The following is a 25,508-nucleotide window of genomic DNA, read 5'->3' as shown; positions in this document are numbered from 1 at the left end:
AAAACCGCTCTTTATAAAGAGCGGTTTTTTTCAGTTTACCTTTGATTCATTTTCCATTTCCCATAGCTTTTCGAAAAAAGGCTGTCCTTTTATCAGGTTTTCACAAAATGCCAGATGCTTGTCCGACCAGCCCTCAATGGTTTCGTTATACAGCATGTCCCAAATCTCTTCAAAGCTCATCAGTTTGATTTGTTCATACATATGTGGGTTCCACTCTGTGTACCAGTAGCCGATTTCAGCGCGGTTTTTCAACCCTTTTAATTGATCCAGCGCCATAAACATCAGCTGCTTGATTTGCCGTTCTTTTCTTGTCAGCCCTCTGACATGCTCTGGTGCTAATGATAAAATGTGATATTCTTTAGAGGATTCCAGCTTCTTTGCCTCAAATTCATATGTAACAGGCTCTACATCTTTTACCATTTCATAAACGAGCTGCTCCTGCCTTGGGATCAGACGGCTTTTTCTGACAGGGATTGTGTAGCCGATCGTGTCGACAGCCAAAATGCCGATTCCGTCTGTTACAACAAAACAATACTCAAGCTTTGTCCGCTCATGATTTTTCCGAATGTACGATTTCTGGTGTACGTCGTCAAGCAAACCTTTCGGAAGCTCAGACAAATCGTTTTCTATGTAATGAAACAGTATCGACGGCACCCTTAACAGCGGCACCTGATCCAAAAGCTCAACCGTATCTTCCTTGCGCCATTCGTGAAAGTGGCATACATTGTAGCCATTTTCTTCCCCTTCAAACCAATTGACCCACACATCATGAAGAAATAACATCTCTAACCCCTCACTTTTATAAAAACTGTTGTCCACAGTATAGGCAAGGCATAGAGAAATTATTCCAAAGAGATTGAGGAAATCTGGAATTACTGGGTTTATGTAAAAATCAAAAAAGCAGATCTCTTTGTATATTTTCTAACAAAAAGAGATCTGCTTTTCTTCTGATTTCGTTATGTTTTATAACAGATATTATTCTCATTGTCATTTAATATTTTTGGGATCCAATGCATCCCGCAGACCATCACCGACAAAGTTGAAGCATAAAACAGTCGTTAAAATTAATAGCCCGGGAAATAACGGGTACCACCATGCTTGAATCATTAATGTAAAGTTTTGAGCATCCTGAAGCATATTTCCCCAGCTTGCGATTGGCGGCTGGATACCGAAACCCAAATAGCTTAAGGTTGATTCAGCTAATATGACACTGCCTACTTTTAAAGTAGCGGAAACAATAATCGGCCCGATACAATTGGGCAAAATATGCGAAAAAATAATTTTATAATTTTTGGAGCCGATTGTTTTAGCGGCCAATACAAATTCTCTTGACCTTAGAGATAAGAACTCACTTCTGACAAGCCTAGCCGTTGTAGTCCAACCCGTCAGAGAAAAAATTAAAATTAATTTATCCATCCCCGGTTGAAAAATTGTCACCAAGGTAATAAGAAGAAAAATATCCGGAATAGATAGGACTACATCGACTATCCTCATCAATACAGCATCTACTATCCCTTTAAAGTACCCCGCTAATGCGCCCACAACGGTACCTATAGTAATGGCACCAATCACTGAAACAAAACCGACCAACAAAGACACACGAGCCCCGTATAACACCCTTGTAAATATATCGCGCCCAAACTTATCTGTCCCCATGAGATTTTGAGAGCTTGGCGGTTTTAGTTTATTTAAAAGAGATTGACTCTCAGGCGAGTATGGCGCAATAAAAGGTGCAAAGACCGCCATTAAAATGATAACTGTTAAAATGATGCCACCGACAACAGCAAGCTTATTTTTGAAAAACTTCTCAAAAAAGATCCTAGTCATTGTTTCTGGTTTTTTTCCAATATTTTCTTTTAGCTTTACCTCATTTGAGGGAGCTGCAGTGTTTGGATATGCCATATGTGTCTCCCCCTTTTAATATTCAATTCTCGGATCAACTAAAGCATACAAAATATCCGCAATCAAGTTCCCCAGTACAACCAAAACAGCAGAAATAACAGTCATAGCCATAATAACCGGATAATCTCGCGAGAATGCCGAATCAATAAATAACTTCCCTAATCCCGGCCAAGTAAAAATTTGCTCAACCACGACAGCACCACCAATAAATGATGGAATCATTAATCCGAAAATTGTAATAACAGGTAGTAGGCCATTTCTCAAGCCATGTTTGAAAATGACTTTATTTTCTTTAAACCCTTTTGACCGAGCTGTTCTTATATAATCTTGCTTTAATACATCGAGCATACTTGATCGTGTATATCGAGTAATACCGGCCATATCAGCAGTTGCTAAAACAAATGCAGGCAAAATTAAATGATGGAGCCTATCAAAAATGCTAAAGTCAGCGTTTAATGTGCTGACACCCCCTGTAGGAAACCAGCCGAGATTTACAGAAAGAACCATAATAAGAATTAATCCGAACCAGAAATTTGGTATTGCCAGCCCTAAAAATGATGTAACAGTAATACCATAATCAAGTTTAGAATAAGGGCGTTTCGCGGAAAGAACTCCGAAAGGAATTGAAATCAGAAGAGCAAGAAAAGTTGAAAACACCATAAGCACCAAAGTATTCGGTAAACGTGAAAGGATTAGATCAGAAACTGGTGTACCCTTTTTCACAATAGATGTCCCAAAGTCACCTTGGAGCATATTTCCTAGCCATTTTAAGTATTGAACAGGTTCCGGGTCATTGAGTCCATACTTTTCAATAAATTTCGCTCTGTCAGCCTGACTGATTGTTGGATCCATCATTAGTGACATCGGGTCACCTGGTGCCGCTTTCATTATCGCAAATGATAATATTGTAATGCCTAAAAGAATTGGCAGAGACATTAATGTTCGACGAACAATATATGTAACCATATTCTTGTCCCCTTTTCTAAAATAGGATAAAGAGGAAAGGATGCTTGATCCTTACCTCTCTAGGGATTTCTTTATTATTGTTCAAGCCACCATTTTTCAATATGATATAAGTCATTCTTTGGATGGAATACATAGCCATGCATGTTTGTCGGGATTGCCCTATGGTAATTGTAATAAAATAAGAATGAATAAGGCTGATCCTCTGCAATCAATTTATAAATTTCTTCGTATTTTTTCTGATATTCTTTTCTGTCTGTGATTGACTTCGCTTCAACTAAAAGTTTATCTACTTTAGGGTTTTTATACCACATATTGTTCAAGCCCTTTTCAGACTGACTTGAATGGAAGATCGAGTATTGGTCAGGGAACGTAGCTAGACTCCATCCGAGCAACAACGCATCATAATCCCAATTTGGCGGATTTGTCTGTTCAATAAGAGCACTAAATTCTACTATTTGCGGTTTTGCTTCAATTCCTACTTCTTTAAGTTGCTGCTGAACAACAACCGCTAAATCTTCCCGCATTTTATTGCCTTGATTTGTCTTAATGGTAAACGAAAATTTCTTTCCATCCTTATCAAGGTAACCGTCTCCGTCTGTATCTTTCCATCCCGCTTCTTTCAATAGTTTCTTAGCTTTTTTAGGATTGTAATCAAATGTAGGCACATCACTTTTCGGGTAATTCCAAGATAGCGGACTTTCAGGAACGTTTGCAACTTCACCATCACCGTTTAACACCTGATCTACCATTGCTTTTCGATCAAGTGCATGCGTAAGAGCTTGGCGGACTTTTTTGTCTTTAAATAATTCATTTTTCTCATTCCAACCAATATAACTGTAGTTCAAACCAAGATCTGATTTAACTTCTACATTATCAAATGTCTTGACTGTCTCGAAATCAGTACCTGGAACAACAAAGAAATCAATATCTCCAGCCTTTAACTGGGCAACAGCTGCATTTGAATCCGGGATTGTTTTTACTGTAACTGTATCTAAATATGGCCTTCCGCCGTAATAATCTTCATTAGCTTCAAGTTTTACATAATCTCCTTTTTTCCACTCAGCAAACTTAAATGGACCCGAACCAATTGGATTTTTTCTGTTGAATTCATTTTCACCTAATTCAGCGACTGGTACTTTCCCCAAAATATGTTTAGGCAGAATACCGTAACTATCTAAAACAACATTGTAAAAATACGCATCCTTTTTCTTTAATTTAAATTCGACTTCATAATCACCTTTTTTTGTAACAGATTTTAGTGATTCAAAACCAGAGCCGCGTTCACCATTATAGTCCTTATTTAAAGGTATGCTATAAGTGAAAACAACGTCATCCGCTGTAAGTTCTTTTCCATCGTGAAATTTTACACCTTTTCTAATCTTGACATTATAAGTCAGCCCATCCTTGGATTCCGTCACTTTCTCGGCTAGCGCAGGCTTTACATTTAATTTTTCATCTGTTTCTAATAATGTGCTATAGATCATCCCTTCAATATCTGAACTGGAGACATCTGTTGAATAAAGTGGATTAAACAAAGTTGGCTCCCCAGTTGAACCAACAACCAAATCCCCGCCTTGCTGAGGTTTTCCGTTTGATTTTTTCTCACTGCTGCTGCTCGATTTTGATCCGGAGCAGGCTGATAAAAAGATGGCCAGAACCATCAATACACTTAGCATCATCAGTGCGGTTTTACGTCTTTTCATTCAATATTCCCCCTCTTGAAATGTTCGTGCTTCTCAGCTGTTGTTTATGTAGTGTGCATACCCCCTCTCAAAGCTGTGCGGGCAACATTAGCTATAAAGGTGACAAGCCACAAAATGGCTGGGAGCAGCTTCTTTAAATTCTGGTATTTGTTCCTTGCATATCGGTTTTGCAACAGGACATCTTGTGTGGAAAACACAGCCTTTTGGCGGATTGGCCGGACTCGGCAGTTCTCCCTTCAGGACGATGCGTTCACGTTTGACAGATCCTTTTTTTCTTGTAACCGGAACGGATGATAAAAGTGCTTGGGTGTATGGGTGTAGCGGATTGTCGTAAAGCTCATGCTTTCCGGTCAGTTCCATCATTTTGCCGAGATACATCACTCCGACTCTGTCGCTGATATGGCGGACGACACTTAGATCATGAGAGATAAATAGATACGTCAGATTAAATTCTTCCTGTAATTCCTCCATTAAGTTAATCACTTGGGCCTGAATGGATACATCAAGTGCGGAAACCGGCTCATCTGCGATGATCAGCTCCGGATTCAATGTAAGCGCTCTGGCGATGCCGATCCGCTGACGCTGGCCGCCGGAAAATTCATGGGGATAACGGCTGGCAAACGACGGGTGAAGGCCTACTCTCGCAAGCAATTCTTCGACTTTCTCGTTTCGTTCACGCATCGTATACATGTGGTGCGTATGAAACGGCTCCTTTATGATGGAACGCAGCGTCTTTCTTGGATTCAAAGAGGCAAATGGATCTTGGAAAACCATTTGAATATTTTTGCGGACACTTTTCCGCAGCTTCTCCTCTGACAGATTGGATATATCCTGCCCTTTAAAAAGGATTTGGCCTTCTGTCGGTTTGTACAGCCTGATCATCGTCCTGCCGGCAGTCGATTTCCCGCAGCCTGACTCTCCAACAATTCCGAGTGTTTCTCCTTTTTTTAATGAAAATGAAACACCGTCCACCGCTTTCACATCGCCTACTTTTCTTTGAAAAAGGCCTGAGCGGATCGGGAAGTATTTTTTTACGTCACGAAGCTCTAAGATTGTTTCTTGATTAGCTGCTGTCATGATTGTTCGGCACCCTCTTCCTCATATAAAAAGCATCTGACCGTTCTTCCGCTTTTGTGCGTCAAAAGCGCAGGCCGATTTGTCCAGCATTTATCCATGGCTTTCGGGCACCTTGGGGCAAACCGGCACCCCGGCGGCAGATTATCTGGTGTCGGCACGCTGCCTTTAATCGCATTTAATTTATCAATCTCTCCATCTATGACGGGAATCGACGTAAGCAGTCCTTCTGTGTAAGGATGAAGCGGCTCTAAAAATAAGTCGTCAACGGTGGCGTTTTCTACGACTTGTCCGCAGTACATGACAATCACTCTATCGGCTGCTTCCGACACGACACCTAAGTCGTGTGTGATGAGAAGAATCGACGTGTTGAACTTCTGGCAGAGATCTTTCATGAGCTCCAGCACCTGGGCTTGTATTGTCACATCCAGCGCTGTCGTCGGTTCATCGGCAATGAGCAGTTTAGGATTACAGCTGAGTGCGATGGCAATCATCACCCTCTGTCTCATTCCGCCGGACAGCCGGTGCGGGTACTCTTTCATTATTTGCTCGGCCCGGGAGAAACCGACCATCTGCAAGAGTTCAACAGCTTTTTGGCGAGCTTCTTTTTTCTTCATGTTTTTATGGTAAATCAGCACTTCAGTAATTTGTTCTCCGATCGTTAACACCGGATTAAGGGAGGTCATTGGTTCTTGAAAGATCATGGATACTTCGTTTCCGCGGATTTTGCAATAGTCATTTTCAGTGAATGAGGTGAGGTCCTTGTCTTCAAGTTTAATAGAGCCGTCCATGATTTTTCCGCCTGAGCTTTGGACAAGGCCCATAATTGATAAAGAAGTAATGCTTTTTCCCGAGCCTGATTCACCTACAAGCGCGACGGTTTCGCCTTTGCTGATGTGAAAATCGACTCCGTCAACGGCAGGGATCGGCTCCTTTTTCCTGAAAAAATAAGTCTTTAAATTATTCACTTCTAAAAGTGTGCTCATGCTAGCTCCCCTTCCCCCTCTTGTTGTCAAACATTTTCAAGAGAAAGCAATTCCTTTATTCAGAAATAATAAATAATATTGAATTATCGAAAAATTTTATAGTTGTATATTATTACAATCATTTTGCAAAATCAAGAATTTTTTAGGATAAATGTAATATTATTAACGAAATTCCATTATTTTATTCTTTTAAAGCGTTGCATTCAAAAAGGTTTCGGCAGGAATGGGCAGCCCGTCTGCCGTGTTTGCTTTGTTGACCGTTAAATACTTTTTCACAATATTGAATCCGACGGCGTATCCAAGCATTTTGGGCTGATATCCTTTACCGAATAACAGCTGTGAGAATAATCGATTGTCCCGTTTGATATCCTGATGGGGCGCAATCTTTTTTTCATATAAAGCCTGCAGCTGCTCCGGGGTATACCAAGACGTCCATTCAGCCGTTTGACTTCGGCCGAACCTCTCATAAACAGCATATTCTGCCAGCCCTTCCATGATGATTGTATCAAGTAATGTGACATCCTTTTCCTCTTTTGTCAGATGATCTAACCGGCAAACGTGATGATATTCATGCGTCATCAGAGCAGACACCGATGCGAGATCTAAATTTGACGAGAGAAAGAGAAACACTTTGTCTTGAAAGGCGAGTCCTGATTTTGATCCGAATTCTAAACGAATTCTCTTGTTTTGTTCATCAACCGGCAGTGTGACAATTGGCACATCAGGACCATGCCATTTGTTTTTGAGGTACTGTTCTTCCTTTTGAATATGCTCGTAAAAACCTTTATCTTTCAGCTTGGCAGCAGACTGAATGCCCTCTTTTATGTTTTTAAACATCCCGTGATGCTGGAGATGCCCCAGAATGCCTTTCCAGTTCTTTTTCTCCGCACCTGAAAAAAGCGGGACGATGTAATGGGCCAGATCATCTATTGAAGCAGCCTTCCCGAGCCAGCTATATGTTTGTTCCACACTCATGTAATCGCCTCCTCTTTTTATCCTATGCGCACAAAAAAAACCGGCTACCCTTTAGGGGCAGCCGGTTTGGCGTGATTATGCTTGGTATTTCTTAAAGATTAATGTTGCATTGTGTCCGCCGAATCCCAATGAGTTGCTGAGAACATAATTGAGGTCCTGTCTGCGGGCTTCATCTGGCACATAATCTAAATCGCATTCTTCGTCTGGTGTTTGAATATTGATTGTCGGCGGAATCACACCTTCTTTAATAGCAAGGATAGAGAAAATCGCTTCAATACCGCCAGCTGCTCCTAAGAGGTGGCCTGTCATCGATTTTGTAGAGCTTACCGCAAGTTTATGCGCATGCTCGCCGAATACGGTTTTAATCGCCATAGTTTCGTATTTGTCGTTGTAATACGTGCTTGTGCCGTGAGCATTGATATAATCAATTTCTTCAGGCACAATTCCCGCATCTTTAATGGCTTCTTGCATCGCTCTCGCTCCGCCTTCACCGTCTTGGGCAGGTGCTGTGATATGATAAGCGTCTCCCGTTGAGCCGTAACCAACGATCTCTCCATAAATTTTGGCCCCGCGTGCAAGTGCATGCTCAAGTTCTTCAAGAACGATAATACCTGCTCCTTCACCCATGACAAAGCCATCACGGTTTTTATCGAACGGGCGGCTTGCTGTTTTCGGGTCTGGATTAGTAGACAGCGCTTTGTTGGCACTGAAGCCCGCGAATGACATTCTTGTCAGCGGCGCTTCTGTTCCACCTGTGATCATAGCGTCTGCATCCCCGCGCTGAATGACTTTAAACGCGTCACCGATAGAATTCGTTCCTGTTGCACATGCTGTAACCGTACAAGAGTTAACCCCTTTTGCTCCTAATGCAATCGAAATCTGGCCTGTCGCCATATCAGGAATCATCATTGGCACGAAAAACGGGCTAACACGTCTTGGTCCTTTTGTTAAGAAGATTTCAAATTGAGACTCTAGTGTTTCGAGTCCTCCGATACCGGAGCCTACCCACACACCGACTCTTGGCGCAATCTCATCGGTAATGTGAAGATTAGCGTCTTCAACCGCCATTTTTGCAGCTACAACCGCATATTGTGTAAAACGGTCCATTTTTCTGGCTTCTTTTTTATCCATATAATCTTCAACATTGAAGTCTTTCAATTCAGCGGCAACTTTTGCCGGATATTCTTCAGCATCAACACGAGTAATCGGACCGATTCCGGATACACCGTTGATTGCGTTATTCCAGCTTGTATCGACATCGTTGCCAAGCGGAGACAATGCTCCGAGCCCTGTAACAACTACTCTTTTTTTACTCATCTTGTGTGCACCTCTCACCTTTTTTTATCGGCCCCAGCGTATTGCAATGGCGCCCCAAGTTAATCCTCCGCCGAATCCTACCATGACGACCACATCGCCATCTTTAATTTTACCGGCTTCCAATTCTTCTACGAGAGAAATCGGAATGGATGCGGCAGAAGTATTTCCATATTTATGAACGGTTTTAGACATCTTTTCGACAGGAAGCTCCAAACGCTCACGTGCAGCTTCCATGATGCGGATGTTCGCCTGATGCGGAATCAAAAAGTCGACGTCTTCTTTTGAGAGTCCGGCTTTTTCGATGACATTAACACATGATTCTCCCATTTGGCGGACTGCAAATTTAAAAACTTCTCGTCCATTCATGATTGTATGTCGTTTTTCATCGAGATACAAGTGCTGACCGCCTGTGCCGTCTGCTCCAAGTTCAAATGATAGGATCCCTCTGTCATCACTGACTGGTCCGACTACCGCAGCGCCGGCTCCGTCACCAAACAGAACGGCTGTGTTGCGGTCTTCCCAGTCTGTAATGCTCGAGAGCTTTTCTACACCGACAACAAGGACATGTTTGTACGTTCCGGCTTCAATAAATTGTTTACCGGTGACAACCCCGTACATAAAGCCCGCACAAGCCGCGCTGATATCCATAGCGCACGCTTTCTTCGCGCCGAGCTGTTCTTGAATCATACAAGAGACCGTAGGAAATGACTGATCAGGTGTAACAGTTGCAACCAGGATCATATCCAGATCCTCAGCAGCCACCTCGGCTTGTTCGAGCGCTTGTTTTGCGGCTGCAACAGCCATATGTGATGAAAAGACGTCGTCTGCGGCAATTCTTCTTTCTTCTATTCCTGTTCTAGTACGAATCCACTCGTCAGAAGTTTCAACCATTTTTTCAAGATCATGATTTGTTAAAACCTTCTCAGGGATATAACGTCCCACTCCAAGTATTCCAGCTTTCATAAGGGAAGACTCCTTTATATAGTAAATTTAGAAGATCAATCAGGTTGTGATCAATTATTAGTATCAGGTACTAATTCTATCCTATTTTTTTTCACATGGCAATATATTCGTCTAAACTATCAGTTCATCTTACTCATACAGTATGGTATATGGAAAAGGAGGCGTATACAGTGGATATATTTTCAAAGATGATGTTCGGCGATAACGCAAAACAAAACCCAGAGAAGGAAGAAGTGGAGGAGGAGGTTTCCCGTACAAACAAAGAAGAGACGATTGATTACATGTATATTATGAACCAAATCGGTTCGATTATGAACTCTATCGATCAAATTAAGCCCGCTCTCAAAGAGCTCGCGCCTATGGTTACCGCTATTAAAAAGAAAATCAAGTGAAAAGCCACTTTCGAAAAAGTGGCTTCTTTTTATTCGGTTTCAGATTTTGCGTCAGACTTGCCAAGCTCATAAGCTTCCGCCATTACCGTTGTAAATAAATTCATAAACGGCTGTAAGGCCTCCATCGACAGCTCAATGCCTGATTTTTCAAGCTGTTCTTTCGCTTCAGGCAGATACTTCATGGCAATTTGCAAGAACTCAAGTGATTTTTCATGCTGCATGTAACGTCACTCCATTACTCGTTTTTTGGCAGTTCGCCTGTTTTGTTGTACGTTTTGATCAGCTTGGCGATTCTTTGCTGAAAGTCTTTATCGACAAGCGGGCTGAATGTTCCCATTTCAACAACCCCCGTTTTGAGGTCGTAGTAATGATCGCCGCCTTCGAGGGTGCCTTTATTGAATTGCTCAGCGATGATTTCATAAGCCTTGTCCACATTTTGCACCGTGCTGGTTAAAACGGTATTCTCGCCGAGATCCGATTGATCTGTGACGTAACCGATGGCATAAAGGCCGTCTTTTTTGATTTGCTGAATGACAGGAACATTATACCCATCTCCGGCGGGATACACAACATCTGCGCCTTCGTTCTTCATTTTTTGATAAAGCTTTACTGCTGTCGTATCATCATCCCAATGATCCGTATATTTTGTGTTTACTTCTATATCCGGATTTTCATATTTGGCCCCTTTGATAAAACCGTCAACCTCGGGCTGCCACGTAAAAGAAGCAATCACGCCGACTTGATTCGTTTTCGACATATGGGCAGCTGTCATTCCTCCAAAGAAACCCATTGCTTCGCCACTAAAATGGACACTCGTCACATTATCAGCTTTTGCTTTAGCATTAGAAATGACGAATTCCATATCAGGATAATCTTCGCTGACCAAGTTAAACACCTCTCCGTATTCACTCCCATGGCCATAGAGAAGATTAACGCCCCGCTTATGAAAATCCTCAATCGCATTTATAATATCTTCATCTGTTTTAATGCCTTCTTTATAGTAGACATCCACATTGTATTTTGATTGTATATTCAGTAATCCTTTATACCCTTTTGTGCCCCATACGAGGTCATTAATCGTATCAGGAAAGAGCATGCCGACCTTCTCAATTTTTCCTTTAAACGGAGTTTGTCCACAACCGCTTAATAAAAGGAGGACAGAAAAGATCATGACAAGCCTTGTGATCAAGTCATGTTCAACTCCTTTTGACAAGCTATAACATGTATCAATTTTATACGTTTATTGTATCTAGAAAACTCAAAACATGGAAGGTGTTTCTTAATATTTGTCGAAAATTGATGGAAATTGTCTTTTCCACTCGGAAATTTTTGCTTTTGCTGCTTCTTTTGAGGTTTTTTCTGTGACTTGCAAATCAAAAAACTGATCTTTGCTGTCGCGGCTTGATTTAAGCAGAAATCTCAGCAGCTCGTCAGCCACATCGTCTGTGTAATAGCCGTCTACCTCAATTTCTTCTTTCCAGGGCCCATACATTTTCGGCAGAATCACCGTTTTTTCTGAACCCTTCTTTTCACACTTCTCCCATTTTTTTCGGTCTTGTTCATATATTAATATATAAGGGGAATCAAATTGGTCTAAAGGCAAAAAGCCGCCGAACTGGATACAAATTGTATCATATTTTCGCTCTCCAATGTGTTCAAGCTGGCGAAAGAGTCCATTTCTCCCAAGCCACATGAGTCTTTCTTCTAAGTACATTTGTCTCATTTCATCTTTTGTTTCCGCCAGAACGACGTCAACATGTATGCCTTCATTGATCATTCGCTCGCATAATGAAAGGCCGAAAAATTCGTCCGCACCTACAATCAGCGTTGACTCCATTGCATCTGCATCCCTTCCGGTTTTTCTTTACCCAAAGCAAAAAACAGCCTCCACAAAAGGGAAGGCTGTTGTTATTGTATTCTTTATAACTCTTTTTCATGACTGTGAAAGAATTTGCAAATTGATGCATAAATTCTGCTTGGATGCTCAAATAAGTGAAATGTTATGTCAACCGGTGACCCTTGCTTTTGCTGTTTTCCCTTGAATACTTCGGCATGTACGCTGTATGGATAGGGAGCTCCGGTCATTCGCTGCCATATATGAACCGGCACGCCGCTCGGATAGCTTTCAATGGTTTTGTAACGAAGCACTTCCGCTTCTTTTTCAGAAATTCCGTAGCTTTCTGATACTTCTTTTAAAAATTGCTTATAGAAAAATTTATTTTCTTTCTCTGATTCATAATGTGCCTGAAGATCGAGACAAGGATTCAACATGGCGGCTGAGCGGATATGATCCGGGGAAAAACGAAGCAGTTCATCGGCCACGAGAGCACCCATGCCTTCTGCTAAAATATGAATCTTCGGATTGAGAATTTCCTGCTTCAGCACGGAATGTATCAGCTGTTTGGCATAGGCGACCGCTTTTTCCGCACCCCAATGCCTTCCGAACAGATTGCTGTTAAAAAGAGTATATCCTTCATTCCTCAGCATGTTTAGAAGCTGATTTCTGCCGTAATGTTGAAGCCAAAAGCTTGAATGATTCCCGACAAAGTGGGTTCTGTCTCCCAAGATAAAGATGCCGAAGCCGTTCGGGCGATAGGGCAGATGAATGACATTATGCTCCGTTCCCAATTGAAAGTACCTTTCCGTTATTCCCATCGCTTGCCCGCCTCCTTTCACACTTCATCTCACGCTATCTTATGTAAAAAGAAAAGAAACGAATAAGGTAAAGTCCTAGCCTTTTACAGTTTTGGCTAATATACTGATTGATGTTTTTATATTTTACCATTAAAGTGTGACGAATTAGACTTTTTTGTCACCTCACTTTCTGCTAAAATTTGATTCCCCCTTCGCTTTTTGTATGGTATGATAACTTTTAGAATAGAATGAGAAGGACGAGGTGGAAACGTGCGATATATTATTGCCTTTATTTGGACGTTCCTTTTATCACATATGGCATGCTACTTGATTGCCAGCATGAACAGTGCTGCGTATAACTTCACAACATCATCTGTCATTGCTGTTGTGCTGTATGTCTTAATCATGGTTTTAGCCGAAATCATGCCTATGAACAAAAAAGCAAGCCAGCATTAAATAGCCAAAAACCCAAAACTATAAATGTTTTGGGTTTTTTCTTGATCACGGCTTTCTTTTATATGTCCACAGCCGATTGTGATTTGATGTTTCGGGGAACATTTCTCCTGCTGACAGATGGATCTTTTGAGGATTTTTAACCATGCTTCCCGTCTCGCCGATTTCTACATAGACACCGTTATTAGGCGCTTTCTGCCCGGGCCGGAATTGATGCTGCTGTCCCACTATTTTTCCTCCTTATCCTTTTTGCTTTAGTATGCGCCTAAGCAGCTGTGAATATGTTGCCATCAAAAAAACTGCTGAGTCAGGCTCAGCAGTTTTTTGATTATTCCCCTTTGTATAAAATGGCCTTCAGCAATGCTTTTTGCACATGGAGACGGTTTTCCGCCTGCTGGAATACTGCAGAATTTGGCCCGTCAATAATCTCCGCAGTCACTTCTTCCTCACGGTGCGCAGGGAGGCAATGTAAAAATGTATAGTCAGGCTTGGCATGGCTGACAAGCGCCGCATTCACCTGATAAGGTGCGAAGACAGCGAGACGCTCTTGCTCTTCCGCTTCCTGTCCCATGCTTGTAAATACATCAGAATAAATCACGTCCGCCTCTTTTACAGCTTCAACCGGGTCAGCTGTAAGCGTGATAGAAGCGCCCGATTGAAGTGCAAATGTTTTTGCCGCTTCAACTGCTTCGTCTAACACTTCGTATCCCTTTGGAGAAGCGATCGAGATATCACAGCCCATTTTTGCGCATCCGATCATTAATGAGTGCGCCACGTTATTACCGTCACCGATATACGCGACTTTCACGCCTTTAAGCTTCCCTTTCACTTCCTTAATCGTCAAAAGATCCGCCAGCGCCTGGCATGGATGGTATTTATCAGTTAGTCCGTTGATGACCGGAATGTCAGCTTCTTTGGCAAGTTCCTCGACCTTTTCATGCTCAAAGGTCCGAATCATGATGGCGTCCACATAGCCAGACAGCACTTTTGCCGTATCAGCGACAGTCTCACCGCGCCCCAGTTGCAGATCTTTTTGGCTTAAGAAGAGGGCGCTCCCGCCCAGCTGCGCCATGCCGGCTTCAAATGAAACACGGGTCCGCGTGGATGATTTTTCAAAGATCATCGCCAAGGTTTTGCCTTGGAAAATAGGCTGGATTTTGTTTTGTTTCAGCTCACCGGCTTCTGTAAGCAGGGCGTTTATATCCTGTTCACTAAGATCCTTTAACGTTAATAAGTCTTTTCCGTATAAACTGGTTTGCGTCACTGTGTGCATGATGCCACTTCCTTTTTATAGAGATCTTTGAGAGATACAGGCTGCGGATGGCCTGAACCGCTTTGTAAAAACGCCCGCACGGTTTCTTCTTCAGTAAAGACGTTGATGCCATGCGTCATAGCTTCCAAACGTTCTTTACGCGCTTCTTCAGAGCCGCTTAAATTGACGTGGAGCGCTTTTCCTTCCTGTTCCATCCATGAGGCAAATGTCCCTTCATGAACCGTAAAACCGGCGTTTTCTGCTAACTCCTTCACATCGTCCGGCCCGTTTTGCAAATAAATGCTTCCTTTTTGATTCCACACACGTGTATAGATTTTTTTCAAGGCGCTGTCGGCATCATATGCAACACACATGCCTTCTCCCGTTGATTTCATTTCCGGTCCAAGCTTGACATCCACATCCTGAATCGCATGAGAAGAAAAAACAGGGAACTTCACGGCAACCCCATGATGATTCTGAACTGCCGGTTTTAGATCTTTTAATGACGCACCTGCCAGCAGACGTGTGGCGAGCGGGATCATCGGAACGCCCATTACTTTGCTGACAACAGGAACCGTGCGGCTCGCTCTCGGGTTCACTTCAAGAACAAGAATGTTTCCATTGTCGATCACAAATTGGATGTTCATGATGCCTTTAAATGAAAGCTTTCGGGCAATTTTTTTCGCGGCATCTTTTATGCCCTGCTGCAGCTCGCTTGTGATGGACGGTCCGGGAAGGATGGCAAAGCTGTCTCCCGAGTGGACACCTGCCCGTTCAATATGCTCGGTATATGTTGGGATAAAGACATCCTTACCATCGGAAATCAAATCAATTTCGACTTCCTTTCCCAACACATACTGATCAATTAAAATCGGGTACGGCATGCTGTCCTCACCGTTCAGCAGCTGAGAAAGCTGGGCTTGCGAGTCAACAATGATCATGCCCATTCCGCCGATGACGTAAGATGGACGGATGAGCACCGGATAGCCGATCTCATCTGCCTTTTCAACAGCCTCTTCTTTTGTATATGCGATTTCTCCTTTTGCGTGGCTCAATTCAAGCTCATCTAGAAGCTGATAGAATTGATCCCGATCCTCTAACACGTCGAGCGTTTCAAATGAGGTGCCGAGAAGGGTAATGCCGGCTTTTTCAAGCATTTTTGCAGCATTGATCGCGGTTTGGCCGCCAAATTGCACGATTGCAAAATCAATATCTTCCTGCTCCGCCACGTTTAAAATGTGCTCCGTTGTCATCGGTTCAAAATATAGGCGGTCCGCAATTTCATAATCGGTGCTGACCGTTTCCGGGTTATTGTTGATCATGATGGTTTCGAATCCAAGCTCTTGCAGTGTCAGCACGCCGTGAACAGCACTGTAATCAAATTCAACGCCTTGGCCGATCCGAATCGGGCCTGACCCGATAATCAGCGCTCGTTTTTTCTCTTTACGGCTGATGTCCCCATCGGTCTCTCCAAAATATGTGGAGTAAAAGTAGTTTGTTTTCGCATCAAACTCAGCCGCGCACGTATCTACAATTTTGAAAGAAGGCGTAATGCCCATCTCCTTGCGAAGCGTACGCACCTCTTCTTCTGTTTTGCCGATCAGTGAGGCAATCGTTGCGTCTGATAATCCCTTTTCCTTGGCTTTTATCAATAATTCAAAAGAGAGATCGCTTCCCGCTTCCATCATGCGGTTTTCCAGTTTGATGATGTTGTCAAAGGTGTGCAGGAAAAACGGATCAATTTTTGTTTTTTCATGAATGTCATCAATCCGCACGCTGCGGCTTAATAGCTCCATGACAACGAAAAATCTGCGGTCGTCCGGAGTGACCGCCAACTCCCATAGCGCTTCAATCGACAACCCGCTGAGCTCTGGAAGGTGCGTACCGATATTTTTCAGTTCGAGGGACGCGGCGGCCTTTTGTATCGCCGCTTCTAAATTCCGTTCAATCGCCATTACTTCACCGGTGGCTTTCATTTTTGTGCCGAGCTTGCGGTCTGCGTTTTTAAATTTATCAAACGGCCAGCGCGGAAATTTGACGATGACATAGTCCAGTGCAGGTTCAAAGCTTGCGTAAGTCGAGCCTGTGAGCGGATTTTTCAGTTCATCAAGGGTATATCCGACTGCCAGTTTTGCAGCCATCTTCGCAATCGGGTAGCCTGTTGCTTTAGACGCGAGAGCCGATGACCGGCTTACGCGCGGATTGACTTCAATGACATAATATTGTTTGCTGAATGGATCAAGCGCGAATTGAATGTTGCAGCCGCCTACAACATCAAGTGCTGAGATGATCGTCAGACTAGCCGTCCGCAGCATTTGATAGTCTTCATCTGTCAATGTTTGTGACGGCGCCACAACGATAGAGTCCCCTGTATGCACACCGACCGGATCGATATTTTCCATGTTACATACGGTGATGCATGTGTTATTGCTGTCACGCATGACTTCGTATTCAATTTCTTTAAAGCCGGCAATGCTTTTTTCTACAAGGCATTGATTGATCGGGCTTGCTAATAGCGCCTGCTTGATCATGGCGGTAAAGGCTTCTTTATTAGGAGCGATTCCTCCACCCTTTCCGCCTAATGTGTAAGCAGGTCTGATAATAACAGGAAAACCGATGGATTCCGCAAAACGGAGGGCGTCGGTCTCGTTATCAACAATTTCACTCTCCGGCACGGGCTGATTCAATTCGTTCATTAACGAACGGAATCTTTCCCGGTCTTCACCTTTTTGTATCGTTTCGACGGATGTGCCGAGCAATTTGACGCCGTGCTCTTTTAAAACACCCGTTTCTTCAAGCTCCACCGCTAAATTTAACGCGGTCTGCCCGCCTAAATTGGCAAGAAGGCCATCCGGCTGTTCTTTCTTAATGATGGCTGTCAGGCTTTCTGCTGTCAGCGGCTCAAAATAAATTTCATCAGCGAAGGCTTCATCGGTCATAATTGTCGCCGGATTGTTGTTGACGAGGATCACCCGATAGCCCTCCTCCTTCAGTGCGATGCACCCTTGAGTGCCTGAATAATCAAATTCTGCCGCCTGCCCGATGATGATCGGGCCTGAGCCGATTACTAATATGCTTGAAATACTGGTGTCTTTAGGCATGTGCGATTTCTCTCCTTGCTTGTATCACATTCTTTACATAATCATCAAAAATCCATTCGCTTTCCGCCGGTCCGGGATGGGCTTCCGGATGGAATTGAACACTCATGACAGGCAGTTTTTTATGGGAAAGCCCTTCAACTGACGTATCATTGACATGATGAAACCTGATAGTGAGCTCTTCTTTATTAATGGACTGTTCATCAACCACATAGCTGTGATTTTGGCTTGTCATGAAGACGCGTTTTGTTTCACGGTCGATGACCGGATGATTTGCACCCCTGTGTCCGAATGGCAGCTTGAATGTATTCCCTCCAAACGCGAGCGCGATCAGCTGATGGCCAAGACAGATGCCGAGAGTCGGATAACGGCTGACAATGCTTTTGATCTTCCCTAAATACGGCTTAATGGCTTTTGGGTCTCCAGGTCCGTTCGATAACACAATGCCGTCCGGCTTTATATCGTAGACAGCTTCCATTTGCTGATACGGCACCACGGTGACCTTGCATCCTCGTTTGACAAGTGATGACGCGATGGATTTTTTATAGCCGAAATCGATGAGTGCGATATGTTTATTTCCGGCGCCGAATGTGCTGATTTCCTGTGCGGAAGCCAGTTCTGCCACGTTCTCTGGCTGAAGGGAGATTTCAGCTGCTTCTTTAGAGGCTGTGACAGTCGCACCCATCGTTCCGTTTGCACGGATTTTTTTCACGACTGCCCTCGTATCAACATGGGTCAACAATGGAATATTCCATTTCTGTAAATACTCCTTGAGGCTGTATACCGCTTCATGATGAGAAAAATGATCACACGCCTCGTAGACAACCGCGGCTTTTACTTGCGGTTTCTTGCTTTCAAAATCCTTTTCATTAATGCCGTAGTTGCCAATCAGCGGATAGGTAAATACGATAATCTGCCCTTTATATGATGGATCTGTCAGCACTTCCTGGTAGCCTGTCATTCCTGTAAAAAAAACAGCTTCTCCCCTGCAGTTTTCATGACTGTCCAGCTCGCCGCTGAACACTGTTCCATCTTCTAACACTAAATAACCTTCCATCTCACAGCCCACCTCTTGATGAATAATTAATTATAAAAATGAATTTTTATACTTTTAAACCGAAAAAAAATTACTGGTTTACAGCAGAATGATGAGTGATTGCCTGTTTCAGCTTGCTGACAGCTTCTGCTATTTCATCCTTTGTTACGGTGAGCGGCGGCAGCAGCCGAATGACGTTCGGGCCGGCCGGCAACACAAGCAAGCCTAATGTCTGCAATTCAGTAATGATGTCAGCAACAGGCCCATCACACTCAATTCCAAGCATTAATCCTTGACCGCGGATTTGTTTGATAAACGGGCTCTTTAGCTCAGCCTCGAGCTGTCCCTTTAAAAACGCCCCTTTGCCAGCAGCCTCTTGCAAAAAGTCAGGCTCGAATACAATTTGTAATGTGGCATTTACAGCAGCCATCGCCAGCATATTTCCTCCGAAAGTCGTTCCGTGAGAACCAGGGGTAAACGCTTCTCCGAGCTGTTTCTTTCCGATGACAGCGCCAACTGGAAAACCATTTCCCAATCCTTTTGCGACTGTGATAATATCCGGTGAAAGTCCGAAATGCTCGTATGCGAAGCCCTTTCCCGTCCGTCCGATGCCGGTCTGGATTTCATCAACGATCAGAAGAGCTTGCTTTTCCTTACAAAACGACTGTACAGCTGTTAAAAATTCAGCGCTTGCCGGATTGACTCCGCCTTCTCCCTGCACTGTCTCAAGCATCACCGCGGCAATGCCGTCTTCCTCCCCAAGAGCCTCAAAAGCGGAAGGTTCGTTGTATGGCAGGTAGTGAAAACCTTCCAGCATCGGGCCAAAGCCTGTTTTGATTTTTTCCTGTCCGGTCGCAGCCATCCCTGCATACGTGCGGCCATGGAATGACTGTAGGAAAGTGATGATTTTCGTTTTCCCAGTTGCTTTTCGGGCGAGCTTTATCGCGCCTTCATTTGCTTCCGCACCGCTGTTGCAGAAAAAGACAAGATCCCCCGCACTGTGCGCCGCCAGTTTTTGTGCCGCTTGCTCCTGGAGACTGTTTTGAAACAAGTTGGATACGTGCCATACGCTGTCGAGCTGTTTTTTGATTGCTTCTGTAACCGTTTCATGGCAGTGGCCTAGGTTAGATACCGCAATCCCCTGAATAAAGTCCAGGTAGGTTTTGCCGTTTTGATCCTCAACGTACGTTCCCTTTGCTTTTTTGATGTCAATATCCCAGCGGCCGTAGGTTTGAAACAAGCTGCTCATGAAACAGCCTCCTTTGCTTTAACAATTTTTGTTCCTTGAAAGGTTTGTTCTGTGAAGAATGATCCTTTACCGTTTACGATCATGACTTCAGACACCTGATCCGATAAAGCTGACAAGGCTGAATTGACCTTCGGAATCATCCCCCCTGTGATCACTTCCTGCTTGATCAGCATTTGAACCTCCTCAGGGGTCAGGACGTCAAGACGCTGCTTTTCTAACATGATCCCATCGACATCAGTGACAAACATCAGCTTATCAGCTTCAAGCGCTCCGGCGACTGCGGAAGCAGCCAGATCAGCATTCACATTCAGCGTCTTGCAGTCTCTCGTCATAGACAGCGGCGCGATAACAGGAATGATGCCCTTTTCCATCAACGCGTTTACCATGGATGCATCAACCTTTTTGATTTCTCCGACTTCCCCGTATGTTTCCGAATCGAGATAATCTGCCTCCAAAAGACCGCCATCCTTACCAGAGATGCCAGCAGCACACAGTCCGTGTTTGGCAAGCTCAGCAACGAAAAATTTATTCACAGAACCCGATAAAACCATCTCCGCCACTTCTAACACTGGCTTCGTTGTTTTCCGCTGTCCTCCCGAAAACTCTGTTTTGATATTTAACCGTTTCAGCATATTTGTGATTTCCGGGCCGCCGCCGTGAACGATTGCCAGTTTCCATCCCGACGCCATTAAATCTTTCAGATTATCAAAAAATTCCTCAGACAGCTCATGAATGACACTTCCCCCGCATTTAAAAACGATTGTTTTCTTCATTGTGCTCCCCTTTATTACGTGCGATAGCTCGCGTTAATTTTGATATAGTCATAGGTCAGGTCGCAGCCCCACGCTCTTCCGTTCCCCTCACCTTCATCCATCTTGATGACAATGGTGATTTCATCTCCTTTAAGATATTCCTTGGCAAGAGATTCAGAGAATGGCTGAGGTTCGTTATGTTTGAACAGGCATTGGCCCCCAAGATATACCTCAACTTCTTCTGCCGTCACCTGAGCTGCGCTGTGCCCGATGGCTCCGATGATGCGTCCCCAGTTGGCATCTGTTCCGTAGACTGCCGTTTTTACGAGATTCGACCCGACAATTTTTTTGGCAATCACGTTTGCATCAAGATTGTTTTTCGCACCCTGCACTTGGGCTTCAATTAGTTTTGTCGCGCCTTCTCCGTCTCTGGCAATCTCTTTAGCCAAATCCTCGCAAGTAAGCAAGAGCGCTTTTTTAAAGACCGGCCATTCTGGATGATCTTCCGTCAGGCACTCGTTTTCCGCGCAGCCGTTTGCCATGACCAAAACCATATCGTTCGTGGATGTTTCACCGTCAACTGTGATTTGGTTAAATGAAACGTCAGTGATGTCACGCAGCGCCTTTTGCAGCGCTTTTTCTTCGATTGCTGCATCTGTTGTGACAAACCCCAGCATCGTGGCCATGTTCGGATGAATCATTCCCGAGCCTTTAGCCGCTCCGCCGATCGTGACTGTTTTGCCGCCGATTGTCAGCTCATAGCACGTCTGCTTGATCACTGTATCGGTTGTTAATATCGCTTCCTCAAAATCTCCTGAACCCGCAGGTGTTTGTTTCAGCAGCTCGATGCCTGCCTGAATTTTTTCCATGTCTAAATGTTCGCCAATGACGCCTGTAGATGAAACGGCGACAAGCTCCGGCTCAATGCCAAGCTGTGAAGCAAGACTCTCCCGCATTGTGTATGCGTCCTTTATGCCCTGTTCTCCCGTGCAGGCATTGGCAATCGCGCTGTTGACGATAACGGCTTTCAACGCTGCCCCCTGCTTTAAGCTGTCTTGTGTGACTTTGATCGGGGCGGCCTGAAAGTGGCTCTGGGTATAAACGGCTGCACTTACGGCCGGTGTCTCGCTGATAATGACGCCGAGATCTTTTTTCGAGTAGCGCAGCCCGCAATGCACGCCCTTTGCCTGAAACCCTTTTGGCGAGGATACATCCCCTGTTACTTTTACAATTTGATCTTCACTTAACTGAATCATGATTCGATTCTCTCCCGTTCTATGGATATATTGGCGTCATGGTGAGTCCAGTCTCTTCATTCCAGCCATTCATCAAATTAAAGTTTTGCACAGCCTGACCGGCGGCACCCTTCATTAAATTATCGATTACCGAAACGATTGTGACTCTGTTCGTTCTCTCGTCGAAGGTAACAGCGATATCACAGAAATTGCTGCCGTACACTTCCTTCGTTTGCGGATACTGCCCTTTTGGCCTTACTCTCACAAAATATGAATTTTGGTAAAATTCCGAATATAAATGATGAAGGTCATCTGCCGATAGTTCAGTGGTTAATTGTGTGTACATCGTTGCCATGATCCCTCTTGTCATCGGCACCAAATGAGACGAAAATGTAATAGGCCCGAGCCCCGGCTGCCATTCTTGCAGCGCCTGTTCAATTTCCGGCGTATGCTGATGTTCATTGACTTTATAAATTTTAAAATTGTCGTTCAGCTCAGAAAAATGAGTTCCCATGGATGCTTTTCTTCCCGCTCCGGAAACACCGGTCTTTGCATCAACGATAACGAAAGATTCATTGAGCAGTTTCTTTTGAGCCAATGGCGCGAGGCCAAGTAAAACAGCAGTTGGAAAACAACCAGGATTGGCAATGAGTTTCGCCTGTTGAATTTGCTTTTGATTGAGTTCTGCCAGACCGTATACCGCCTCATGAATCACTTCCTTCGGTGCAGCTGTCCGTTTATACCATTTTTCATATTCAGCCGGCTCTTGTATCCTCAGATCACCTGACAGATCAATAACCGGAATCCCTGCATCTGCCAGCTGGGGAGTCAATTCACTTGATACCCCGGGCGGCGCAGCAAGAAACATGATATCTATTTCGTGTTTGATCGTATTCATATCAATCGGCTTCAGCTTTTGATTCGCTAAGCCAGCAAGATGAGGATAAACCTCGCTGTAGACATTCCCTTCTCCGCTGGATGAATAGAGTATACATTCCTCTGCATGAGGGTGATGTGAGAGAATCCTGACAAGTTCGGTGCCTCCATATCCTGTAGCGCCTACAATTCCTATTTTCAAATCAAGTTCACCTTCTTGGTCTTTGTGAAATTATTTAACATTATAACATGAATAAAAATAAATTCAATCGTATATTTAATATTTTTATTCATTTATAAATTTTCTGTTCAATAAAAAATCTGTTCGAAAAAAATGGCAGTGATTCACCAGAAAACGTTGATCTGGCGCCTTATTTCAGCCGCATAAAAAAACAGACTGATCGCATCAGCCTGTTTTCATCATCATCAATCCACTCAAAAAATATAGAATAGAGCTTGCATAAAAAATCATTTCTACTGTAAAAAAGTCAGCGAGAAAGCCGCCGAGCATAATGGCTGCCGCTGAAAAAACAGCTGTCCAAAAATGGTAATTCCCAATCTTCTTTCCGCGCTCTCCGCTGTCTGTAAAATCGGCGATCAGCACTTTTTCTCCGTGCTTTTGCAACGCACCAAAGAGCCCTAAAAGAACTTGAACGATATACACTTGAACGACGTTTCCAATATGCGGGACATATAAAAGCAGAACAGCCATGCCCCAAGAGTTTGCAAGCAGAAAATAACGGCTGTCGAACCTTTCAGACAGCCGTCCGAGCAACGGATAAATGAGCGCTCCGCTTAGCCCGAACAATCCGTAGGAAAAACCGAACTGCGTGTAGCTGGAGCCAATATTTTTCACAAACAGAATATAAAACGGAAAGATTAAGCTGCTTGCAAAAAACACGCTGCTTTGTGATAGTGTCAGCCATTTTAATTTGTTTTTCCCCATTATTTATACCTCTGATAAAAGTAATTCATAAAGCGCTCATCCGGGTCATACGTTCGTTTTTTCTGAAAAAACGCTTCGCTTTTCGGGTATGCCTGTCTCATTTGCGCTTTTGTCTGGTAAGTCATATACGGCAAGTAATAGCTCCCGCCGTGCTTGATGGCAACGTCTGTCATGCGCCTGATGATCCGGGCAGTATCTGCCTGGCCTTCTTTTGAAAAGCCCTCATTTATTAAAAGCACAAGCGAAAACATATCATCCTTCGCATAGGAAAGATCGGCTTTTTCATTTTTCTGCACATAACGAATCGTAATGTTCAACATGTTTAAATCCTCGTCCGACAGAGTTTGTCTCAGGTCGTCAATATAGGACGAATACTCCTTCACCGGCACAAAGTATTCTTGCAGAACATCTGTGTTGTCATTGTTTTCATATTCGAGAAATTTTGATTCGGACCGCATAACATTATTACGTGTGATCTTTGTGCCGTTTTGACTCAGAAAATAGGACTGCTGCGTGTTCCAAAGCCAATTCCTTCCCCATTCATATCTTCTTGACAAGCCGAGTGCAAACTTTGTGATCCCCGTATACTCTTCTGCTTTGAGATCGCTGTATGATGGCAGCTGATCCTGATGATCAGCCAATTCATAATTTGTAACATACATGTCTTTCAGAAATCCTTTTTTCGCTGTTGAAATTCGCGCCAGATGCATTCGGACATCCGGATTTCCTTTTACGTGCTTTGTAAAATAGTCCGCGTATGCACTGTAATTCATTGTTTCAGTCTGCATGACATACAGCTCATCATCCGTCAGCTGAAGCGTTACATCAAGAATCACGCCAAAAAGACCGTACCCTCCGATGACTGCCGTAAACAAATCATCTTTTGGAGTGACGGTGACAATTGATCCGTCCGCTTTTAAAAGCCGAAATGATTTGACTGTATCAATCAGCGAGCCATAGCGGATATCACGTCCGTGGGCATTGGCGCTGAGAGATCCTCCAATTGTAAAAATGTTTTGTGACTGCATGACTTTTACCGCGAGTCCGTATGGATTCACGTCATTCTGGATGTCATTCCATGTCGCGCCGCTTTGCACTCTGATGGTTTTCTTCTCTTGATCAAGCGACAGAATTTTATTGTAGCCTGTCATGTCGAGAACGATCCCGTCCTCATAATATGTATGGCCGCCCATGGAATGCTGGGCCCCGGCGATTGAGATCTTTATGTTTTTTCGATTTGCCTCTTTGATCGTGTCAATGAGCGTTTCCTCTTCCTGCCCTTTCACTGTCTGCTTAATTTTCACAGGCATTAGGCGGCTGACATACGTCATTTCGCTTGTGTCTGTTTTTTGATCTGAATGCACAGAGTATGCAAACAGGGCCGCATACGCGCCTATACAAAGCGCGAATGCAAGCATTTTCTTTTTCATGGCGCTCTCCCTGCTGTTTTTTTATACCATTATACCAGGTCTGCGCCCTCATATTTCCAGATTATCTTGCCCGTTTTTCGGCACGGCGGTCAGCCACGATAAAGCAGGCGTGAATCGCGCCCGGCAGCCAAAAGATACAGGTCAATATAAGATTCAGCAATGCCTGAAACGGTTTTCCCGAAAACAAAACAGCAAGCGGCGGGCATAGGACAGCAAGCAGGTACATCATTTTCCCTCACTCCTTTCAGTTGTAAAAAGGACAGCCTCAC

26 protein-coding genes are annotated in these 25,508 nt (G+C 43.9%); 2 read left to right on the top strand and 24 right to left on the bottom strand.

Going from position 1 to position 25,508, the window contains the following annotated elements; all coding sequences use genetic code 11:
- Positions 1-30 precede the first annotated feature (30 nt).
- From Q3W56_RS04295 to fabH, 9 genes are all read right to left on the bottom strand, one after another.
- Positions 31-783: a YjbA family protein gene (locus Q3W56_RS04295; protein WP_302894617.1), complete on the bottom strand. Its 753-nt coding sequence runs from the start codon at positions 781-783 to the stop codon at positions 31-33.
- A gap of 204 nt (positions 784-987) precedes the next feature.
- Entirely contained in the window at positions 988-1,902 is a 915-nt protein-coding gene (gene opp4C / locus Q3W56_RS04290) for an oligopeptide ABC transporter permease (protein ID WP_302894616.1), read from the bottom strand.
- Positions 1,903-1,917: 15 nt separating this feature from the next.
- Positions 1,918-2,868 carry an ABC transporter permease gene (locus Q3W56_RS04285; RefSeq protein WP_268398668.1) on the bottom strand — a complete coding sequence of 317 codons (951 nt, stop codon included), beginning with the start codon at positions 2,866-2,868 and terminating at the stop codon, positions 1,918-1,920.
- A gap of 74 nt (positions 2,869-2,942) precedes the next feature.
- Positions 2,943-4,571: a peptide-binding protein gene (locus Q3W56_RS04280; protein WP_302894615.1), complete on the bottom strand. Its 1,629-nt coding sequence runs from the start codon at positions 4,569-4,571 to the stop codon at positions 2,943-2,945.
- A gap of 87 nt (positions 4,572-4,658) precedes the next feature.
- Positions 4,659-5,648 (bottom strand): oligopeptide ABC transporter ATP-binding protein AppF, encoded by a 990-nt coding sequence (appF, locus tag Q3W56_RS04275; RefSeq protein ID WP_019713959.1) that lies wholly within the window; start codon positions 5,646-5,648, stop codon positions 4,659-4,661.
- Positions 5,645-6,631, bottom strand: coding sequence for an oligopeptide ABC transporter ATP-binding protein AppD (gene appD / locus Q3W56_RS04270; RefSeq protein WP_302894614.1), 987 nt, complete (start codon positions 6,629-6,631; stop codon positions 5,645-5,647). Before appD ends, appF begins: the two co-directional genes overlap by 4 nt.
- A 189-nt stretch (positions 6,632-6,820) precedes the next feature.
- Positions 6,821-7,606: a DUF2268 domain-containing putative Zn-dependent protease gene (locus tag Q3W56_RS04265; protein ID WP_019713957.1), complete on the bottom strand. Its 786-nt coding sequence runs from the start codon at positions 7,604-7,606 to the stop codon at positions 6,821-6,823.
- Positions 7,607-7,681: 75 nt separating this feature from the next.
- Positions 7,682-8,923 carry a beta-ketoacyl-ACP synthase II gene (fabF, locus tag Q3W56_RS04260; protein WP_302894613.1) on the bottom strand — a complete coding sequence of 414 codons (1,242 nt, stop codon included), beginning with the start codon at positions 8,921-8,923 and terminating at the stop codon, positions 7,682-7,684.
- Positions 8,924-8,947: 24 nt separating this feature from the next.
- Positions 8,948-9,886, bottom strand: a complete 939-nt coding sequence (gene fabH, locus Q3W56_RS04255; RefSeq protein WP_019713955.1) for a beta-ketoacyl-ACP synthase III — start codon at positions 9,884-9,886, stop codon at positions 8,948-8,950.
- A gap of 170 nt (positions 9,887-10,056) precedes the next feature.
- Here fabH and yjzB point away from each other — a divergent pair, with 170 nt between their 5' ends.
- Positions 10,057-10,278, top strand: a complete 222-nt coding sequence (yjzB, locus tag Q3W56_RS04250; protein ID WP_019713954.1) for a spore coat protein YjzB — start codon at positions 10,057-10,059, stop codon at positions 10,276-10,278.
- Positions 10,279-10,307: 29 nt separating this feature from the next.
- On the opposite strand, the gene comZ is transcribed toward yjzB, so the two are convergent.
- The 4 genes from comZ to Q3W56_RS04230 all read right to left on the bottom strand — a co-directional run bounded on the left by comZ (position 10,308) and on the right by Q3W56_RS04230 (position 12,933).
- On the bottom strand, positions 10,308-10,499 hold the full coding sequence (comZ, locus tag Q3W56_RS04245; protein WP_019713953.1) for a ComG operon transcriptional repressor ComZ: 192 nt from the start codon (positions 10,497-10,499) through the stop codon (positions 10,308-10,310).
- A gap of 14 nt (positions 10,500-10,513) precedes the next feature.
- A complete protein-coding gene (gene med, locus Q3W56_RS04240; protein WP_268398651.1) occupies positions 10,514-11,467 on the bottom strand; it encodes a transcriptional regulator Med in 954 nt (317 codons plus the stop codon).
- Between the two features lie 90 nt (positions 11,468-11,557).
- A complete protein-coding gene (locus tag Q3W56_RS04235) occupies positions 11,558-12,115 on the bottom strand; it encodes a hypothetical protein (protein ID WP_302894612.1) in 558 nt (185 codons plus the stop codon).
- Between the two features lie 83 nt (positions 12,116-12,198).
- Positions 12,199-12,933, bottom strand: a complete 735-nt coding sequence (locus Q3W56_RS04230; RefSeq protein ID WP_019713950.1) for a hypothetical protein — start codon at positions 12,931-12,933, stop codon at positions 12,199-12,201.
- A 249-nt stretch (positions 12,934-13,182) separates the two neighbouring features.
- Between Q3W56_RS04230 and Q3W56_RS04225 the strand changes: the two genes are divergently transcribed.
- Entirely contained in the window at positions 13,183-13,368 is a 186-nt protein-coding gene (locus Q3W56_RS04225; protein ID WP_302894611.1) for a YjzD family protein, read from the top strand.
- 45 nt (positions 13,369-13,413) lie between these two features.
- Here Q3W56_RS04225 and Q3W56_RS04220 read toward each other — a convergent pair whose 3' ends face one another.
- From Q3W56_RS04220 to Q3W56_RS04170, 11 genes are all read right to left on the bottom strand, one after another.
- The gene (locus Q3W56_RS04220) at positions 13,414-13,593 is read right to left on the bottom strand and encodes a YjzC family protein (protein ID WP_003224549.1); all 180 of its coding nucleotides are present in this window, start codon (positions 13,591-13,593) and stop codon (positions 13,414-13,416) included.
- A gap of 100 nt (positions 13,594-13,693) precedes the next feature.
- Entirely contained in the window at positions 13,694-14,638 is a 945-nt protein-coding gene (gene argF / locus Q3W56_RS04215) for an ornithine carbamoyltransferase (protein WP_268398636.1), read from the bottom strand.
- A complete protein-coding gene (locus Q3W56_RS04210; protein ID WP_302894610.1) occupies positions 14,626-17,718 on the bottom strand; it encodes a carbamoyl-phosphate synthase (glutamine-hydrolyzing) large subunit in 3,093 nt (1,030 codons plus the stop codon). The genes argF and Q3W56_RS04210 overlap by 13 nt, the downstream gene beginning before the upstream one ends.
- Positions 17,711-18,772, bottom strand: a complete 1,062-nt coding sequence (locus tag Q3W56_RS04205) for a carbamoyl phosphate synthase small subunit (RefSeq protein ID WP_302894609.1) — start codon at positions 18,770-18,772, stop codon at positions 17,711-17,713. Before Q3W56_RS04205 ends, Q3W56_RS04210 begins: the two co-directional genes overlap by 8 nt.
- 70 nt (positions 18,773-18,842) lie before the next feature.
- Positions 18,843-20,000 carry an acetylornithine transaminase gene (locus Q3W56_RS04200; protein WP_019713946.1) on the bottom strand — a complete coding sequence of 386 codons (1,158 nt, stop codon included), beginning with the start codon at positions 19,998-20,000 and terminating at the stop codon, positions 18,843-18,845.
- Entirely contained in the window at positions 19,997-20,773 is a 777-nt protein-coding gene (gene argB, locus Q3W56_RS04195) for an acetylglutamate kinase (RefSeq protein WP_302894608.1), read from the bottom strand. The genes Q3W56_RS04200 and argB overlap by 4 nt, the downstream gene beginning before the upstream one ends.
- A 14-nt stretch (positions 20,774-20,787) precedes the next feature.
- Positions 20,788-22,008, bottom strand: coding sequence for a bifunctional ornithine acetyltransferase/N-acetylglutamate synthase (gene argJ / locus Q3W56_RS04190; RefSeq protein ID WP_302894607.1), 1,221 nt, complete (start codon positions 22,006-22,008; stop codon positions 20,788-20,790).
- 19 nt (positions 22,009-22,027) lie between these two features.
- A complete protein-coding gene (argC, locus tag Q3W56_RS04185; protein WP_302894606.1) occupies positions 22,028-23,065 on the bottom strand; it encodes an N-acetyl-gamma-glutamyl-phosphate reductase in 1,038 nt (345 codons plus the stop codon).
- 204 nt (positions 23,066-23,269) lie between these two features.
- The gene (locus Q3W56_RS04180; RefSeq protein WP_019713942.1) at positions 23,270-23,809 is read right to left on the bottom strand and encodes an MFS transporter; all 540 of its coding nucleotides are present in this window, start codon (positions 23,807-23,809) and stop codon (positions 23,270-23,272) included.
- Complete coding sequence (locus tag Q3W56_RS04175; protein WP_302894605.1) at positions 23,809-25,239, bottom strand: FAD-binding oxidoreductase; 1,431 nt, start codon at positions 25,237-25,239, stop codon at positions 23,809-23,811. The genes Q3W56_RS04180 and Q3W56_RS04175 overlap by 1 nt, the downstream gene beginning before the upstream one ends.
- A 61-nt stretch (positions 25,240-25,300) precedes the next feature.
- The gene (locus Q3W56_RS04170; protein ID WP_268398624.1) at positions 25,301-25,468 is read right to left on the bottom strand and encodes a YqaE/Pmp3 family membrane protein; all 168 of its coding nucleotides are present in this window, start codon (positions 25,466-25,468) and stop codon (positions 25,301-25,303) included.
- Positions 25,469-25,508: the final 40 nt, after the last annotated feature.

This window comes from Bacillus sp. C28GYM-DRY-1, from assembly GCF_030519405.1.
Classification (GTDB): Bacteria; Bacillota; Bacilli; order Bacillales; family Bacillaceae; genus Bacillus; species Bacillus spizizenii_A.
This window is presented reverse-complemented; position numbering and strand designations above follow the sequence as displayed.

Coding starts and splice junctions, on each gene's coding strand:
- Q3W56_RS04295 (WP_302894617.1), bottom strand. CDS start 783: ATGTTATTTCTTCATGATGTGTGGGTCAATTGGTTTGAAGGGGAAGAA.
- opp4C (WP_302894616.1), bottom strand. CDS start 1,902: ATGGCATATCCAAACACTGCAGCTCCCTCAAATGAGGTAAAGCTAAAA.
- Q3W56_RS04285 (WP_268398668.1), bottom strand. CDS start 2,868: ATGGTTACATATATTGTTCGTCGAACATTAATGTCTCTGCCAATTCTT.
- Q3W56_RS04280 (WP_302894615.1), bottom strand. CDS start 4,571: ATGAAAAGACGTAAAACCGCACTGATGATGCTAAGTGTATTGATGGTT.
- appF (WP_019713959.1), bottom strand. CDS start 5,648: ATGACAGCAGCTAATCAAGAAACAATCTTAGAGCTTCGTGACGTAAAA.
- appD (WP_302894614.1), bottom strand. CDS start 6,631: ATGAGCACACTTTTAGAAGTGAATAATTTAAAGACTTATTTTTTCAGG.
- Q3W56_RS04265 (WP_019713957.1), bottom strand. CDS start 7,606: ATGAGTGTGGAACAAACATATAGCTGGCTCGGGAAGGCTGCTTCAATA.
- fabF (WP_302894613.1), bottom strand. CDS start 8,923: ATGAGTAAAAAAAGAGTAGTTGTTACAGGGCTCGGAGCATTGTCTCCG.
- fabH (WP_019713955.1), bottom strand. CDS start 9,886: ATGAAAGCTGGAATACTTGGAGTGGGACGTTATATCCCTGAGAAGGTT.
- comZ (WP_019713953.1), bottom strand. CDS start 10,499: ATGCAGCATGAAAAATCACTTGAGTTCTTGCAAATTGCCATGAAGTAT.
- Q3W56_RS04235 (WP_302894612.1), bottom strand. CDS start 12,115: ATGGAGTCAACGCTGATTGTAGGTGCGGACGAATTTTTCGGCCTTTCA.
- Q3W56_RS04230 (WP_019713950.1), bottom strand. CDS start 12,933: ATGGGAATAACGGAAAGGTACTTTCAATTGGGAACGGAGCATAATGTC.
- argF (WP_268398636.1), bottom strand. CDS start 14,638: ATGCACACAGTGACGCAAACCAGTTTATACGGAAAAGACTTATTAACG.
- Q3W56_RS04210 (WP_302894610.1), bottom strand. CDS start 17,718: ATGCCTAAAGACACCAGTATTTCAAGCATATTAGTAATCGGCTCAGGC.
- Q3W56_RS04205 (WP_302894609.1), bottom strand. CDS start 18,772: ATGGAAGGTTATTTAGTGTTAGAAGATGGAACAGTGTTCAGCGGCGAG.
- Q3W56_RS04200 (WP_019713946.1), bottom strand. CDS start 20,000: ATGAGCAGCTTGTTTCAAACCTACGGCCGCTGGGATATTGACATCAAA.
- argB (WP_302894608.1), bottom strand. CDS start 20,773: ATGAAGAAAACAATCGTTTTTAAATGCGGGGGAAGTGTCATTCATGAG.
- argJ (WP_302894607.1), bottom strand. CDS start 22,008: ATGATTCAGTTAAGTGAAGATCAAATTGTAAAAGTAACAGGGGATGTA.
- Q3W56_RS04180 (WP_019713942.1), bottom strand. CDS start 23,809: ATGGGGAAAAACAAATTAAAATGGCTGACACTATCACAAAGCAGCGTG.
- Q3W56_RS04175 (WP_302894605.1), bottom strand. CDS start 25,239: ATGAAAAAGAAAATGCTTGCATTCGCGCTTTGTATAGGCGCGTATGCG.
- Q3W56_RS04170 (WP_268398624.1), bottom strand. CDS start 25,468: ATGATGTACCTGCTTGCTGTCCTATGCCCGCCGCTTGCTGTTTTGTTT.